The sequence below is a fragment of the Nocardia sp. NPDC004722 genome, assembly GCF_053601505.1.
Map to the genome: position 1 here is coordinate 1 of NZ_JBSGBY010000023.1, position 14329 is coordinate 14329.

Consider the following 14329-nt stretch of genomic DNA (forward strand, 5'->3'; position numbering starts at 1 on the left):
TCGTCGCCCGCCATTCCACAATCGTATCTGCCGCATCACGCACACCATGGGACCCGGTGGCGCGGGAACGATCGCGAGCCCTACATCACCAGGTCGGCAGCATGGTGGAGCGACACGCCGACTACTCCGGATCGGCGGCGGGGACGGTGACGCCGGGCACGGGCAGCGAACCGAGCAGGGTCGCGATATCGATGGACACCGCGTCCTTGTCCAGCCCCAGGCCGGTCAGCACGCCGGAACCGTTCTCCAGATCCAGCAGGGCCAGCAGCAGATGCTCGGTGCCGATGTAGTTGTGGCCCAGGCGCAGCGCCTCGCGGAAGGTCAGTTCGAGGGCCTTGCGGGCCTGCGCGTCGAAGGGGACGAGCGCGGGGACAGGGTCGCCGGTGGCGGCGGGCAGAGCGGCGGTGGCAACCCGGCGCAACGCGTCCTCGGAGATGCCCTTGGCGTTGATGACCTTCACCGCAAGGGATTTCGGCTCGGCGAGCAGGCCCAGCACCAGGTGCTCGGGCCGGATTTCGATATTGCCGACAGCCTTGGCCGCTTCCTGGGCGGCCATCACGACGTGCCGGGCGCGCGGCGTGAAGCGGGCGAAGCCCGCATTGGGGTCGAGGGCGGCGGTCTGGCCCGGGTCGGCGGGGGCCTTGGGCACGAAGCGCTTCTGCGCGGCCTGCTTGGTGACGCCCATGCTCGAGCCGATATCGGTCCAGGACGCGCCGGAGCGGCGGGCCTGGTCGACGAAGTGGCCGATCAGATGGTCGGCCACCTCGCCGATGTGGTTGCCGAGGACCACGGCGTCGGAGAGCTGTTCGAGTACGTCGTCGGGGCGGGCCTTCTTGATGCCGTCGATCAGGTCGTCGAGGCGGATAGGGTTCGTCATACGTCAACTGTAGGTTGACCAAGAGATGTCGGTCAACTGTTGGTTGACGATTTTGCGCGATGGGCTCAGGGCTTCGCCGCCCGGCCGACCGCGCCCACGATCTGCTCCTTCACCCACGCCGCCGGACGACCGGTCAGCGCCATGCTGCCGTTCGAATCGTCGGCCTTCATGACCTGGACCAGACCGTCGCGGCGCCCCAGGCTCATGCAGGTCAGCACGAAACGCGGCAGGTAGGGCGCGGGCTGCTTACCGCGCAGCACCGACGCCACCGCCGCGCCGACGTACTTGCCCGCGGGCTGCGCCGCCTGGCACGACATCCGCGCCTCGCGGCCGTTGTGCCCGATCATCACCGCCGCGTCGCCGACCGCGTACACACCCTCGACGCCCCGCACCCGCAGCCGGTCGTCGACCAGCACCCGGCCGCGACCGTCCACCGGCAGACCCGAGTCGGCCGCCACCGCCGGCACGGTGAAACCCGTTGTCCAGAGCACGATGTCGGCCTCGAGGTGCTCGCCGCCGACCAGCTCCAGACCGGTGGCGGTGACCGCGGCCACCTTGGCGACCCGCACCTGGACACCGAGACGATCCAGCACGGTGCGAATGTGCGCCACCGCCTTGGGGATCAGCCAGCTGCCGGGCTCATCCGAATTCACCAGCACCACTTCGAGATCCGGGTTGGCCTCGGCCAGCTCGGTGGCGGTCTCGATCCCGGTCGCGCCGCCGCCCACGACGGCGACCCGGCCCGCGAGCGCCGGAATCCGGTGCACGTCTTCCGAAGTCGCCACGGTGTGGGCGAATTCGGCCGCGCCGGGCACCATCGAGAGGTCGGCGCGGCTGCCGAGCGCGTAGATCAGGGTGTCGTAGGCGACGGCGTCGCCGCCTGCCAATTCGACCCGGCGGGCGGCGGTGTCGATGCGCTCCGCGCGGCCGTTGACGAATTCGATCCCCTTGGCGGCCAGGGTCTTCCGCAGTTCCCAGCGCGCCACGTCCTGTCCGGCGGCGACCTGGTGCAGCCGCACCCGGTCCACGAACTCGGTATGCAGGTCGATGACGGTCACCTGCGCGCCTTTCGCCTTCACGGCCTGCTGGGCCGCGGCCAGTCCCGCGTAGCCCGCACCCAGAACGACGATTCGATGCTGCCCGGTCATGAGAGTGCTCCTTCTCCAGAAGTGCCCGTCGGCCCCGTTCGGTAGCCGACACCCTCTAGACCGGACAGCCCCGCGATCCCTGACAGATCCGGGATGTGTGCTGCGTCACAACCGTTCGCGCCGGACGGTCACTACCCCTCGCGCTGGAAAAAGACCAGCTTGTCCGGGTTCACGACGAACTGCAGCCCGGCGATCGACTCCCCGTCGAAGGTGACCGATACGGTGCCCAGCACGGCCTCGCCGTCCCGGACCACGAAGGCCGGTGCGGCATTGACCTCTTCGACCCCGATGGCGACGGTGGCGGCCACGTTCGGGATCTTGTTGAACAGCCCCAGCACGTAGCGGGCCACCTTCTCGATGCCGACGATGGGCCGCTTGGCGGCATTGACCTTGGAGCCGCCGTCGGCCAGGGCGACGATATCGGCGGTGAACATGGACTCCAGCGCCGCGAGATCACCGGATTGCGCCGCGTTCAGGAACTTCTCGACCAGTTCGCGCGCGTGCGCCGGGGCCGGTTCGAAGCGCGGTCGCTCCTCCTGCACCCGGTGCGCGGCCCGGCGATACACCTGCTGCGAATTGGCCTCGGTGAGGCCGAGCATGTCGGCGATCTCGCGGTGCGCGTACCCGAACGCCTCGCGCAGCACGAAGACCGCGCGTTCGGTGGGGCTGAGCCGTTCGGCCAGGGTCAGGAAGGCCATCGAGACCAGTTCCCGCTGCTCGGCCGATTCCAGCGGGCCGAGTTCGCCGTGGGCGGTCGGCACCGGCTCCGGCAGCCACGGGCCCACGTACAGTTCCCGGCGCGCGCGGGCCGAATCCAGCCAGCTGCGGCAGAGATTCACCAGGATGGTGGTCAACCAGGCTTCGGCGGAACGGATTTCGGCCCGATTGGAGGCGTCCCAGCGCAGGTAGGTCTCCTGCACGGCGTCCTCCGCCTCCGCCGCCGAACCGAACATCCGGTAGGCGAGCGCGAACAACCGCGGCCGATGACGCTCGAATTCGACCAGCCCAGGGGCGTCCATCTGCTTACCCGTCCTCGTTGTGCGCACTAGGAGGGCGACATTACGCCTGCGGCGGCGCATCACGGTGGTGACTATCCACACCCCGCCACCGTGCACCGCCGCACTGACGGACGGCCAATGGATCCCTAACGGAGATCACCGGCGAAACTATTTGGGAGCCACCCGGATTGCGACCGCGACGGGGGTGTTGGCGTAGGTGCTCGCCAGGCAGGCGAGCTTCGCGGTGCCCAGCGCCACGTTCGGGCTGCCGTCCAGGAACGAGCCCGGATTGGCGGCCAGGATCTGATCGATGACCTGCTTCTCGGTGTCATCGGTCAAATCGCGGAAGTCGCCGCAGGTGGTCGCGGCGCCGGCGGGCGCGCTCGTCTTCTTCGCGGTGGTGGCGCTGGTGGCGGCGGCCGGTTCGGGCGGCTGGAACGGGGTGGTGGCGGTCGAAGCGGCCGGACTGGTGGTTCTGGCCGCGGTGGTGGTCGCGGCCTGTTTCAACCCGCTGGTATCACCGGATTTGTCCGAACCACAGCCGACGAGACTCAACGCCATCGCAGCTGCCGCGAGGGCGACGATCGAAAGACGCTTCATACCCTGCTTTCCGAACTTTCCAAAGAGTGTCTCGCACCGGACCGGCCGGGGCGCTCGCAGCGTACCCGGCCCCGGCAACTCCTGGAAGAAAAAGTTCGGACCCGCGGATTTCACACCGCGGGCGCGGGTCGGCTCAGTGCAGGTGCGACTGCCAGTCGGCGGGGACGCGCCCGCGCGGGCCCGGCACCGGCTGATCCAGCGGATGCGCGTGCGGCGGCGCGAGTTCCGGGCCGCCCTCGTACATCTCCTTGTTCTCGAAGTTGTAGTACCACTCCTCACCCGGCTCGAAGCTCTGGATGAACGGGTGCCCGGTGGACTCGAAATGCTTGGTGCCGTGCTGGTTCGGCGACATGTCGCAACAGCCGACGTGCCCGCACTGCGCGCACCGGCGCAGGTGCACCCACCAGCCGCCCGCCGCGTCGCATTCCACGCATCCGGTTCCGCTGGGCGACACCGCGGTGTCGATGCCTTCGATCTGTTCGGTCATCAGTTGCCTTCCGTCGTAACCGGTTCCGCGGGAGCCGCCGCTTCGAGCGGCAGCCGGACGATGAAACGCGTGTTCCCGGGCTCGGATTCGACCCGGATGTCACCGTGATGCTTGTTCACCACGATCCGGAACGAGATGTCCAGGCCCAGCCCGGTGCCCTCGCCGACCGGCTTGGTGGTGAAGAACGGCTCGAAGATGCGCGTGCGGATCTCCTCCGGGACACCCGGTCCAGTATCACCGATTTCCACTGCGGCACAATCACCTTCGCGGTAAGTCCGGACAGTGAGCGTGCCGTGCCCCTCCATCGCCGCGACCGCGTTGTCGATCAGGTTGGTCCACACCTGGTTGAGTTCGGCGGCGTAGCAGGGCACCAGCGGCAGCGCCGGATCGTATTCCTTGACCACCGTGATGTCGTCGCCGATCTTGCGCGCCAGCATCACCAGCGTGGAGTCCAGCAGTTCGTGCAGGTCCGACACCTGGAACGGGGCGCGGTCCATCTGCGAGTACTGCTTGGCCGCGTTCACCAGCGAGGAGATGCGGGTGGTCGAATCGGTGATCTCGTTCATCAGCAATTCGGTCTCGACCGTGTAGTTGAGCCAGCGGATCGCGCCCTCGAAAACCTCGGGGCCACAACCGGACAGGGTCCCGGCCACCTTCTCCAGCCAGTCGGTGTCGAACCCGGCCTGCACGAAGTTGGGCGCGAGATCCCAGCCGTTGGCGATGCCGTGCTCCTCGAGCCAGTCGCCCAGCTCGTCCTCGCGGTCGGCGGCCTCCATGGAGGTGAGCGTGGGAGCCTTGGCGACCTGCGCGGCCGCCTCCTCCTGCAGCTGCACCAGCGATTCGAGAGCCTTGGAGTCGAACTTGCCGTGCGCCATCATCTTCAGCTTGTGCCGCATGCCCGCGACCCGCTCGCGCAGCGAGGAGGTGGCGCGCACCGCGGCGGCGGCCGGATTGTTCAGCTCGTGGGTCAGACCCGCCGACAGCGAACCCAGCGCCAGCAGTCGTTCCCGCTGCCCGATGCGCTCATTGGCGTTGCGGTTGCCGAAGAAGACGCCCTCGAGCAGGTGCAGCGCCATCGGGAACCAGTCCTGCATCATCTTCGCGAAGGTGCCCGCGTCGAGGACGAAGAACTTCGAGGGCCGCGTGACATAGAACGACGCGGTGTAGGTCTGCTCGACCTTGTCGCCCATGTACGCCGTCCACGCGCCCGAGTAGGAGCCGACGTGCTCGGTGCGGACGAGCTCGATCTCCTCGCCGCTCGAGTTCTTGGTCAGCACCACCTCGCCGTCCATCAGGACGTAGAAGCAGGTGGCCGGGTCGCCCTCGCGGAAAACCAGTCCGGGCTCGAACATTTCGACGCGGCCGTCGCGGCACAGCCAGGCCAGCTGGTCGGCGTCGAGCTTCTCGAACAGGAACAGCTTGCGCAGTTCGTTCGGGTCGCAGATCAATCGGGTGTTGCCCATGTCGGCCTACTCCTACTGTTTCGCGAGCCAGCGGTGCACCAGCATGACGGCCATCGCGCCCTCGCCGACCGCCGAGGCGACCCGCTTCGCGGATTCCGATCGCACGTCTCCGGCCACGAACACGCCGGGCACGCTGGTCTCGAGATGCTGTGGGGGGCGCGGCAGTTCCCAGCCCGCGGGCCGTTCGCCGTCCACCATCAGGTCCGGTCCGGCGAGCACGTAGCCGTTGGCGTCACGTTTGACCATGCCGTCGAGCCAGTCGGTTTCCGGCGCCGCGCCGATGAACAGGAACAACCGCTCGGTGTCCACCTTTTCTTCCACGCCGGTGTCGTTGTTGCGGAGCACGATGCGCTCGAGGTGGTCGTCGCCGTCGGCGGACACCACCTCGGTGCGGGTGTGCACCTTGATGTTGGGGATCTGCTCGATCTGCTGGATCAGGTAGTGCGACATGGACGCTTCCAGCGACTCGCCGCGCACCAGGATGTGCACGGTGGCGGCCCGCCGGGAAAGGAACACCGCCGCCTGACCGGCCGAGTTCGCGCCGCCCACGATGTAGACGTCCTTGTCGGCACAATCGCTGGCCTCGGTCATGGCCGAGCCGTAGTAGACGCCGCGCCCGGTGTACTCGTCCACGCCGGGGGCCGGGTGGTGCCGGTAGTTGACGCCGGTCGCGATGAGCACCGAATGCGCGGCGACCGTGCCGCCGTCGGCGAAGCGCACCACGCGGGCCGCGCCGCACGCCTCGAGCCCCACCACCTCGCGGGCGGTGATCAGCTCGGCCCCGAATTTCACGGCCTGCCGCCGGGCCCGGTCGGCCAGCTGCGCACCGGACACCCCGTCCGGGAAGCCCAGGTAGTTCTCGATGCGGGAGCTCTGCCCGGCCTGCCCGCCGGTGGCGGTGCGTTCCACCAGGACGGTGCGCAGACCCTCCGACGCGCCGTAAACCGCCGCGCCGAGACCGGCCGGTCCGCCGCCGACCACGATCAGGTCGTAGAAGTCGCTGGAGGCATCGGTATTGAGGCCGACGCCCTCGGCCAGCTGCGCGTCGGTGGGCATGATCAGCACCTCGCCGGAGGAGCTGATGATCACCGGGCACTGGTCCTCGGTGGCATTGGCGGCGGTCAGCAGGCGCGCGCCCTCCGGCTCGTCGACCTGGTACCAGCGATACGGCAACTGGTTGCGCGCCAGGAACTCCCGCACCTCCGAGCAGCGCGCCGACCAGCGGTGGCCCAGCACCTTGGTCTCGGTGACCGGCTTGTGCTCGTCACCGCGCCACGCTTCCAGCAGCGCGTCGACCACCGGGTAGAGCTTCTCCTCCGGCGGATCCCACGGCTTGAGCAGGTAATGGTCCAGGTCGACCACATTGATGGCCTCGATGGCGGCATTGGTGTCCGCGTAGGCGGTCAGCAGCACGCGGCGCGCGTAGGGATGCAGGTCCATGGCCTGCTCCAGGAATTCCACCCCGTTCATGCCGGGCATCCGGTAGTCGGCGATCAGGACCGCGACCGGCTGTCCCCGCAGTTTCATCTCGCGCAGTGCCTCGAGCGCATCGGCGCCGGACTCCGCGCGCAGAATCCGATAGTCCGCCCCGTACCGGCGGCGCAGGTCTCGCACCACCGCCCGCGAGACGCCGGGATCGTCGTCGACGCTGAGAATGGCCGGCTTGGCGGCAGCTGGAGAAGTCACCTATCGAGTATGGAATGGCAGGGCAAGTCCGCAGCGGTCGGACCGTGCCATTTTCGCGTCAGGCTGAACCCGCGGGCGCGTGTGCTCGAGATCGGGGGCACCCGGTCTCAAATCCGATGATGCTGAACGAGATCCAGCTCGGTCGGAGTGAGTAATCGTTCGAGTCGTTCTTCGAGGGCCCCATTGGCCTTCTTGCGTCGCGGTGGCGCGGTGGACTCCGCATCGGTTCCGCGCTGCTCTTCGGCGGGCAGGAGCGGAACCATCGTGGTTTTACGATGCAGGAGCGAGCGCAGGTTCACGGCCGATCACCTCACGTTTCCCAATCGGAAGCTGGTGGCGGTGTCTGATGCTTCGTCTATCCCACATTGTGCGCCGCGCATTACATTTCGGACATCGACACCCCCGTAATGTGATCTAGTTGATTTTCAGCCGGGGAATGAACCAGCGGGTCGAGCTATACGTGCAGGTAGGGCGGGGTGATCCGGACCACTGCGGGAAGGTGAGCCACGCCACCCGAATTAGGATGCCCGGTACCGACCGTTACGTCCCCGGAGGCAATGTTGCCGAACAATCTCGAAGCCACCATCGATATCGCGGCAGCGCCGGAGCGGGTCTGGAGTGTCGTCTCCGATCTGAAGCGCATTCGCGAATTCAGTCCGCAGACCCTCCGTATGCAACCGCTGGGACGAACCGTGCACACCGGAACCTGGACGGTGAATCTCAACAAGGCGTCGGGCTACGTCTACCCGACCACCTCCCGGGTCGTGCGATTCGAACCGAACAAGGCGATCGCGTTCCGCATGACCGAGAACCGGACGGTCTGGAGCTACACCCTCGAGCCCACCGCCGACGGCGGCACCCGGCTCACCCAGCGCCGTGACGTGCCCAATGGCAAACTGCCCGGCTGGCTGCAGAAGAGCATCGATCTCGCCTTCGGCGGCGAGGTCCCGTTCGAGGGCGCGCTCGTCGCCGGGATGAACGAAACCCTCGGCAAGATCAAGCAAACCGTGGAGCGCTGAGCGTAGGTTCGGCCTATGCGACGACTTACAGCGATCTGCGCCGCGGGCGCCGGTGTCGCGCTGCTGCTGAGCGGCTGCGGCAGTTCGAGTTCCGGCGACCGCACGGTCACCGTCACCGGGACCGGGAAGGTGCAGGGCACACCGGATGTGCTCAATGCCGACTTGGGCACCGAGGTGAGCGCGGCCGATGTGTCCGCGGCCGTGGACAAGGCCAACGGCCAGGCCAAGGCGATCACCGATGCCATGGTCACCGCGGGGGCCAAGCGCGAGGACGTCAAGACCAGTGACCTGTCCGTCCAGCCCACCTACGGGCCGGACGGGCACAACATCACCGGGTATCGCGCCACCAATTCCCTGCATGTGGCCGTGCGGGATCTGCCCAAGGCGTCGGCGGTCCTGGCCGCCGCGGTGCAGGCGGGCGGCAACGACACCCGGATCAGTTCGGTGGCATTCGGGTTGGAGGACAACACCAAGCTGTTGTCGGATGCCCGCGCCCGCGCCTTCGACGACGCCAAGAGCCGCGCCCAGCAGTACGCGGACCTGTCGGGGCTGAAGCTGAAGTCGGTCAAGACGATCAGCGAGAACGGCAGTGGCGTCACCCCGACCCCGACCCCGATGTACCGGCAGGCCGTCCCGGGCGCAGCGCCGGACGTCAGCCTCGAACCAGGCCAGCAGACGGTCACCTTCGAGGTGACCGCCGTCTGGGATATGGGGTAGCTACTTCCAGTTCGGCAGGGTGACGACCTGGGCGGCGTAGGACAGGCCCGCGCCGAAGGCGATGAGCAGGGCGGTGCCGCCGGGTTTGGCATCGCCGTTGCGCATCATGGCCTCCATGGCCAGTGGCACCGAGGCGGCGGAGGTATTGCCGGTCTCCTCGATGTCATTGGCCAGGGCGCAACTCTCGGGGAGTTTCAGGACCCGGGCCATGATCTCGATGATGCGGCCGTTGGCCTGGTGCGGCACCATGGCGTCCAGGTCGTCGGTGGTGAGTCCCGCGCGGTCGATGGCGTCGCGGCAGACCTTCTCCAAAGAGTGTGCGGCCCACCGGAAGACGGCCGTGCCCTCCATGGCGAGGTAGGGCCGGACGGCGTCGAGACCCTTCTCGTCGATCTCGGCGAAGAACTGCATCCAGTCCTTGTCCTGACGGATGGCGTGATGCTGGGTGCCGTCCGAGCCCCAGACGGTCGGGCCGATGCCCGCCTCGTCGGCCGGTCCGATCACCACCGCGCCCGCCCCGTCGGCGAACAGGAAGGCGGTGCCGCGATCGGTCGGGTTGATCGTGTCGGTCAGCCGTTCCACGCCGATGACCAGGGCCTTGCGGGCGGTGCCGCCCTTGACCAGGTCCGAGGCCAGGGCCACGGCGTGGCAGAAGCCCGCGCAGCCGGCCGAGACATCGAAGGCCGCAACGTTTTCCAGACCGAGTTCGGTGGCGATCTGCGGCGCCGCGGCGGGCGTGAGCAGCAGCCAGGTGGAGGTGGCGACGATGACGCAATCGATCGTCGCCGGATCGATCTCCGCGGCCTCGATGGCGTCGCGCGCGGCCGCCGCGCTCATGCTGATGATCGTCTCCCCGGGGGAGGCGAAGCGGCGGGTACGGATTCCGGACCGGGTCCGGATCCATTCGTCGCTGGAATCGATGGGTCCCGCGACCTCATCGTTGGTGACGACTCGCTGGGGGCGGTACACGCCGAGCCCGAGCATTGCCGTGTGCTCTGCCCCGCTGATCGAGGCAATTCGAGCAGCCATTGGTTCTCTCCTATGTACTGCGCGTCGAACGTGACCTTCATCGGGTTCCCCACCCCCCGCGGAACTGATGTCACCGCAGACATGAGGCTGCCTCAGCTTAATCGGCTTAGCCGGTCAAGTGAGTGCGTATCCTCACAATCGCGGGGTATTGCCAGGTAGGTCACCAACCTTTCAGGCCCAGGACAGCGGCCGTTCAGGAACCGAGAACGCGAGCGTTGAACGCGCTTCCCGTACGCTGTGATCGCGGTCAAAGACCGCACCTATCCGCGCATGAAAGAGGAGCTTGTGGCCCGCCGACCCACCCCGCCCGGCACTCCGGAACAGACCGGCCTCGGTCACGTCGCCGATCTGATCCGCAAAGCGGTTCCGCCCCTGCATCCGGCGGGTCTGCCGTTCGTGGCCGCGCCGCTCGCGGTGGCCACCCTGGGTTATCGGCGAAAGTGGCTGCGTCGCACGGGTTTGCTGGCGGCCGCAGCCTGCGCCACCTTCTTCCGCCACCCGCATCGGGTGCCGCCGAACCGGCCGGGTGTCGTGGTCGCCCCCGCCGACGGTGAGGTCGCCCTCGTCGATATGGCCGTGCCGCCCGCGGAACTCGGCCTCGGTGACGCGCCGCTGCCGCGCGTGAGCATCTTCCTGTCGGTGTTGGACGTGCATGTGCAGCGGGTGCCGGTGAGCGGCCTGGTGGAGCAGATCGCCTATCAGAAGGGCCAGTTCCTCTCCGCCGACCTGCCCGAGGCCAGCGACCGCAACGAGCGCAACAGCATGGTCATCGAGACCGCGTCCGGGCAGCGCGTGGTGGTGGTGCAGATCGCCGGGCTGCTGGCGCGCCGCATCATCTGCGAGGCCAAGGCCGGGGACAAGATCGGCATCGGTGACACGTACGGCCTGATCCGGTTCGGTTCGCGCGTGGACACCTACTTCCCGGCCGGTACCGCTCTGCTGGTGACGCCGGGGCAGCGGACCATCGGCGCGGAAACGGTGCTGGCCGAACTGGATTCATGATGGAGCAACTCGCGCCCACGCCGAACGGCCAGCGTCGCCGCAATCGCACCGTCATGCTGCTGCCCAGCATGGTGACCATTCTCGGGCTGTGCTCGGGCCTGTCCGCGGTGAAGTTCGCCATGGAGGACAAGCTCAGCATCGCGCTGGCGCTGGTCGGCGCGGCCGCGGTGTTCGACATGCTGGACGGCCGCATCGCCCGCATGCTGGACGCCACCACCAAGATGGGCGCGGAGCTGGATTCGCTCTCGGACGCCATCGCTTTCGGTGTCACGCCCGCGCTGGTGCTGTACGTGAGCTTCCTGCACGCCGACAGCATCGGCTGGATCATCGCGCTGATGTTCGCGGTCTGCATGGTGTTGCGGCTGGCCCGCTTCAACACGCTGATGGACGACGACAATCGGCCGGATTGGCAGCGGGAGTACTTCACCGGGGTGCCCGCGCCCGCGGGCGCGCTGATCGCGCTGCTGCCGATCGCGTTGTCGGAGCAGTTCCACGACGGCTGGTGGGTGAGCTTCCCGGTGGTGGCGGTGTGGACCGTGCTCACCGGTCTGCTGTGTGTGAGCACGCTGCCGACGCTGGCGGTGAAGTCCGTGTCGGTGGCTCCGCGCACCGCGCCGATCCTGCTGGTGCTGGTCGGCCTGGCCGCCGCCCTGCTGGTCACCTACCCGCTGATCCTGATGATGGCCCTGGTCGCCTTGTACCTGTGCCACATTCCGTTCGCCGTGCATTCGGCGCGCTGGGTGGCCGCGCGCCCGGAGACCTGGAATCACAAGCCCGCCGAGCGTCGCGCCCAGCGCCGGGCGCAGCGCCGCCAGCGCCCGCTGGCCGGGCGGGTGCCCAAGGTGTCCACCGCCCGGCTGCGTCTGCGCCGCCCGGGTCCGCGCGATCGGGTGCCCAACCGCGCCAACCGCTGAAGTCGGGCGGTCGGCACAGGCAGAATTGACGGGTGCCGGAAATCAAGCTGACCGCTCGCCTGAACTCCGCCGGTGGCGACGCCCGCTGGGGATTGGTGCGGCTGCACCCGGAAGTCCTGATGGCGCTGGGGTTGACCCCGGGCGCGGGGATCACCCTGCTCGGTGGACGACGCACCACCGCGGTGGTCGGGGAGTTCAAGCCGACGCAGCACCTCGGCCCGAAGTTCGCGCTGCTCGACGAGGTGACGCTGAGCAACGCGAAGGTGCGCGAGGACGAGCCGGTGACCATCCTCCCGGCGTTCGAGTCCGATGCCCGGCAGGTCACCGTCTCCGGCTCGGCGCTGGCGGGCACCATTCCCGCCGCGACGCTGCGCCAAGCCTTGCTGGGCAAGGTGGTGACCGTCGGCGACAGCGTGACCCTGTTGCCACGCGATCTGCTGCCGGGCGACAACCCGGCGGCCGCGCGAAAGGCGCTGGCCGGCTTGCGAATCGCGTGGACCTCGGAGGTGCTGCGGGTGACCGCCACCGATCCGCATCCCGGGCCCGTGACGATCCGGCCCAGTACCTCGGTGACCCTGGGCCTGCCCGGGGGCGTCACCGACACTCCGCACGGGCTGCTGGACGACGCGCCCCTGATCTCGCCGAGCCTGATGGCGGAACGTCCGGGCTCGGCCGCGTCTAGTACGGGCACGTCCACCGCGGGTAGCCCCGATCCGGCGACGTCCCGGCCCGCCGATCGCACACTCACGGTGGCGGATCTCGCCGGGGTACAGACGCAGGCGGCGAAGCTGACGGAGTGGCTCAAGCTCTCCCTCGATGAGCCGAACCTGCTGAAAACCCTTGGCGCCTCGCCGCATCTGGGGGCGCTGATCACCGGCCCCGCGGGGGCCGGCAAGGCGACGTTGGCGCGGGCGGTGGCGTCGGCGGGTAAGAAGCCCGGTGGGCGGCGCCTGGTGGAAATCGACGGTCCGGCGGTCGGTTCGCTCGAGAGCGGGAGTCGCTTGCTCGAGGTCTCCAACCGGGTGGCCGAGATCTGTTCCGGTCAGGGCGGAATCCTGCTGATCACCGATATCGACGCCCTGCTGCCCGATACGCCGGATCCGGTGGCCGCTCTGATCCTGGATCAATTGCGCTGCGCCATAGCGCGTCCGGCGGTCGCGGTGCTGGCGACCACGTCGAACGCGGTGGGTATCGATGCCCGGCTGCGCGCACCGGAGCTCTTCGACCGCGAGGTGTCGCTGCCCCTGCCCAACGGCGCGGTGCGCACCGCGCTGCTGGAGCGATTGCTGCGTGATGTCCCGTCCGACGGTCTGAAGCTGGACGAGATCGCCGCACGGACACCGGGATTCGTGGTGTCGGATCTGTCCGCGCTGGTGCGGGAGGCGGCGCTGCGGGCGGCGGCGCGCGCGAGCCGCGAGCACGAGGCCGCCGGGCACGAGGTGGACCCGATGCTGCTGCAGGAGGATCTGACCGGGGCGCTGGAGGTGATCCGCCCTTTATCGAGGTCGGGCTCCGCGGAATGGACCATCGGCAATACGAGTCTCGACGATGTGGGCGGCATGGGCGAGACCAAGCAGGCCCTCACCGAGGCGGTGCTGTGGCCGCTGCAGCATCCGGATTCGTTCGCGCGCCTCGGGATCGAGCCGCCGCGCGGCGTGCTGCTGTACGGGCCCCCGGGCTGCGGCAAGACCTTCCTGGTGCGGGCGCTGGCCGGGACCGGTCAGTTGAGCGTGCACGCGGTGAAGGGCGCGGAGCTGCTGGACAAGTGGGTGGGTTCCTCCGAGCGGGCGGTGCGCGAATTGTTCCAGCGGGCGCGGGATTCCGCGCCGTCGCTGATCTTCCTGGACGAGGTGGACGCGCTCGCGCCGCGACGCGGTCAGGCCAGCGACGCCGGGGTGACCGACCGGGTGGTGGCGGCATTGCTGACCGAGCTCGACGGCGCGGAGCCGCTGCGCGATGTGGTGGTGGTCGGCGCGACGAACCGGCCCGAGTTGATCGATCCGGCGGTGCTGCGGCCCGGACGGCTCGAGCGGCTGGTGTTCGTGCCGCCGCCGGATGCCAAGGCGCGCGCCGACATTCTGCGCAATCTGGTGCGGCGGACCACGGCGAAGTTCACCTCCCTGACCACGGACGCCAAGCTGATGCGGCTGGCCGAGGAGCTCGAAGGCTATTCGTCGGCGGACTGCACGGCCCTGCTGCGGGAGGCGGCGCTGGCCGCCATGCGCCGCGATATCGAGGCCGGGGAGGTGCGGGCGGAGGACATCGCGGCCGCGCGGAGGGTGGTGCGGCCGTCGCTGGATCCGATCCAGGTGGAGTCGCTGCGGCGGTATGCGGAGTCGCGGGAGTCGGCCGGGCAGGCGGGCGATCCGTCCGGATACGTGTGACCCGC

The 14329-nt window shown here is 68.7% G+C and carries 14 protein-coding genes; 5 read left to right on the forward strand and 9 right to left on the reverse strand.

Features of this window, described 5'->3' with window-relative positions; translation table 11 throughout:
• Positions 1-121 precede the first annotated feature (121 nt).
• From ACWELQ_RS04835 to ACWELQ_RS04870, 8 genes are all read right to left on the reverse strand, one after another.
• On the reverse strand, positions 122-877 hold the full coding sequence (locus ACWELQ_RS04835) for a Clp protease N-terminal domain-containing protein (protein WP_452395691.1): 756 nt from the start codon (positions 875-877) through the stop codon (positions 122-124).
• Between the two features lie 65 nt (positions 878-942).
• Complete coding sequence (locus tag ACWELQ_RS04840; protein WP_452395692.1) at positions 943-2025, reverse strand: NAD(P)/FAD-dependent oxidoreductase; 1083 nt, start codon at positions 2023-2025, stop codon at positions 943-945.
• A gap of 131 nt (positions 2026-2156) precedes the next feature.
• A complete protein-coding gene (locus ACWELQ_RS04845; RefSeq protein ID WP_452395693.1) occupies positions 2157-3044 on the reverse strand; it encodes an RNA polymerase sigma-70 factor in 888 nt (295 codons plus the stop codon).
• Between the two features lie 147 nt (positions 3045-3191).
• The gene (locus ACWELQ_RS04850) at positions 3192-3623 is read right to left on the reverse strand and encodes a hypothetical protein (protein WP_452395694.1); all 432 of its coding nucleotides are present in this window, start codon (positions 3621-3623) and stop codon (positions 3192-3194) included.
• A 133-nt stretch (positions 3624-3756) separates the two neighbouring features.
• Positions 3757-4110 carry a UBP-type zinc finger domain-containing protein gene (locus ACWELQ_RS04855; protein WP_452395695.1) on the reverse strand — a complete coding sequence of 118 codons (354 nt, stop codon included), beginning with the start codon at positions 4108-4110 and terminating at the stop codon, positions 3757-3759.
• The gene (locus ACWELQ_RS04860; protein ID WP_452395696.1) at positions 4110-5573 is read right to left on the reverse strand and encodes an ATP-binding protein; all 1464 of its coding nucleotides are present in this window, start codon (positions 5571-5573) and stop codon (positions 4110-4112) included. The genes ACWELQ_RS04855 and ACWELQ_RS04860 overlap by 1 nt, the downstream gene beginning before the upstream one ends.
• A 12-nt stretch (positions 5574-5585) precedes the next feature.
• On the reverse strand, positions 5586-7259 hold the full coding sequence (locus ACWELQ_RS04865; protein ID WP_452395697.1) for an FAD-dependent oxidoreductase: 1674 nt from the start codon (positions 7257-7259) through the stop codon (positions 5586-5588).
• Between the two features lie 107 nt (positions 7260-7366).
• A complete protein-coding gene (locus tag ACWELQ_RS04870) occupies positions 7367-7558 on the reverse strand; it encodes a hypothetical protein (protein WP_452395698.1) in 192 nt (63 codons plus the stop codon).
• 261 nt (positions 7559-7819) lie between these two features.
• Between ACWELQ_RS04870 and ACWELQ_RS04875 the strand changes: the two genes are divergently transcribed.
• Both ACWELQ_RS04875 and ACWELQ_RS04880 read left to right on the forward strand, forming a co-directional pair.
• Positions 7820-8278, forward strand: a complete 459-nt coding sequence (locus tag ACWELQ_RS04875) for an SRPBCC family protein (RefSeq protein ID WP_452395699.1) — start codon at positions 7820-7822, stop codon at positions 8276-8278.
• 15 nt (positions 8279-8293) lie between these two features.
• The gene (locus ACWELQ_RS04880; protein WP_452395700.1) at positions 8294-8995 is read left to right on the forward strand and encodes an SIMPL domain-containing protein; all 702 of its coding nucleotides are present in this window, start codon (positions 8294-8296) and stop codon (positions 8993-8995) included.
• On the opposite strand, the gene ACWELQ_RS04885 is transcribed toward ACWELQ_RS04880, so the two are convergent.
• Positions 8996-10024, reverse strand: a complete 1029-nt coding sequence (locus tag ACWELQ_RS04885) for a beta-ketoacyl-ACP synthase III (RefSeq protein WP_452395701.1) — start codon at positions 10022-10024, stop codon at positions 8996-8998.
• Positions 10025-10309: 285 nt separating this feature from the next.
• On the opposite strand from ACWELQ_RS04885, the gene ACWELQ_RS04890 reads away from it, so the two are divergent.
• From ACWELQ_RS04890 to ACWELQ_RS04900, 3 genes are read left to right on the forward strand one after another with little or no spacing between them, the layout of a single operon-like run.
• Entirely contained in the window at positions 10310-11026 is a 717-nt protein-coding gene (locus ACWELQ_RS04890) for a phosphatidylserine decarboxylase (RefSeq protein ID WP_452395722.1), read from the forward strand.
• Positions 11026-11940 (forward strand): CDP-diacylglycerol--serine O-phosphatidyltransferase, encoded by a 915-nt coding sequence (gene pssA, locus ACWELQ_RS04895; protein ID WP_452395723.1) that lies wholly within the window; start codon positions 11026-11028, stop codon positions 11938-11940. The genes ACWELQ_RS04890 and pssA overlap by 1 nt, the downstream gene beginning before the upstream one ends.
• 32 nt (positions 11941-11972) lie before the next feature.
• Positions 11973-14324 (forward strand): AAA family ATPase, encoded by a 2352-nt coding sequence (locus tag ACWELQ_RS04900; RefSeq protein WP_452395702.1) that lies wholly within the window; start codon positions 11973-11975, stop codon positions 14322-14324.
• Positions 14325-14329: the final 5 nt, after the last annotated feature.

What these genes read in the sequence shown, in the direction of transcription:
- ACWELQ_RS04845 (WP_452395693.1), bottom strand. Translation starts at nt 3,044, where the DNA reads ATGGACGCCCCTGGGCTGGTCGAATTCGAGCGTCATCGGCCGCGGTTG.
- ACWELQ_RS04885 (WP_452395701.1), bottom strand. Translation starts at nt 10,024, where the DNA reads ATGGCTGCTCGAATTGCCTCGATCAGCGGGGCAGAGCACACGGCAATG.
- ACWELQ_RS04840 (WP_452395692.1), bottom strand. Translation starts at nt 2,025, where the DNA reads ATGACCGGGCAGCATCGAATCGTCGTTCTGGGTGCGGGCTACGCGGGA.
- ACWELQ_RS04850 (WP_452395694.1), bottom strand. Translation starts at nt 3,623, where the DNA reads ATGAAGCGTCTTTCGATCGTCGCCCTCGCGGCAGCTGCGATGGCGTTG.
- ACWELQ_RS04880 (WP_452395700.1), top strand. Translation starts at nt 8,294, where the DNA reads ATGCGACGACTTACAGCGATCTGCGCCGCGGGCGCCGGTGTCGCGCTG.
- ACWELQ_RS04835 (WP_452395691.1), bottom strand. Translation starts at nt 877, where the DNA reads ATGACGAACCCTATCCGCCTCGACGACCTGATCGACGGCATCAAGAAG.
- pssA (WP_452395723.1), top strand. Translation starts at nt 11,026, where the DNA reads ATGGAGCAACTCGCGCCCACGCCGAACGGCCAGCGTCGCCGCAATCGC.
- ACWELQ_RS04860 (WP_452395696.1), bottom strand. Translation starts at nt 5,573, where the DNA reads ATGGGCAACACCCGATTGATCTGCGACCCGAACGAACTGCGCAAGCTG.
- ACWELQ_RS04855 (WP_452395695.1), bottom strand. Translation starts at nt 4,110, where the DNA reads ATGACCGAACAGATCGAAGGCATCGACACCGCGGTGTCGCCCAGCGGA.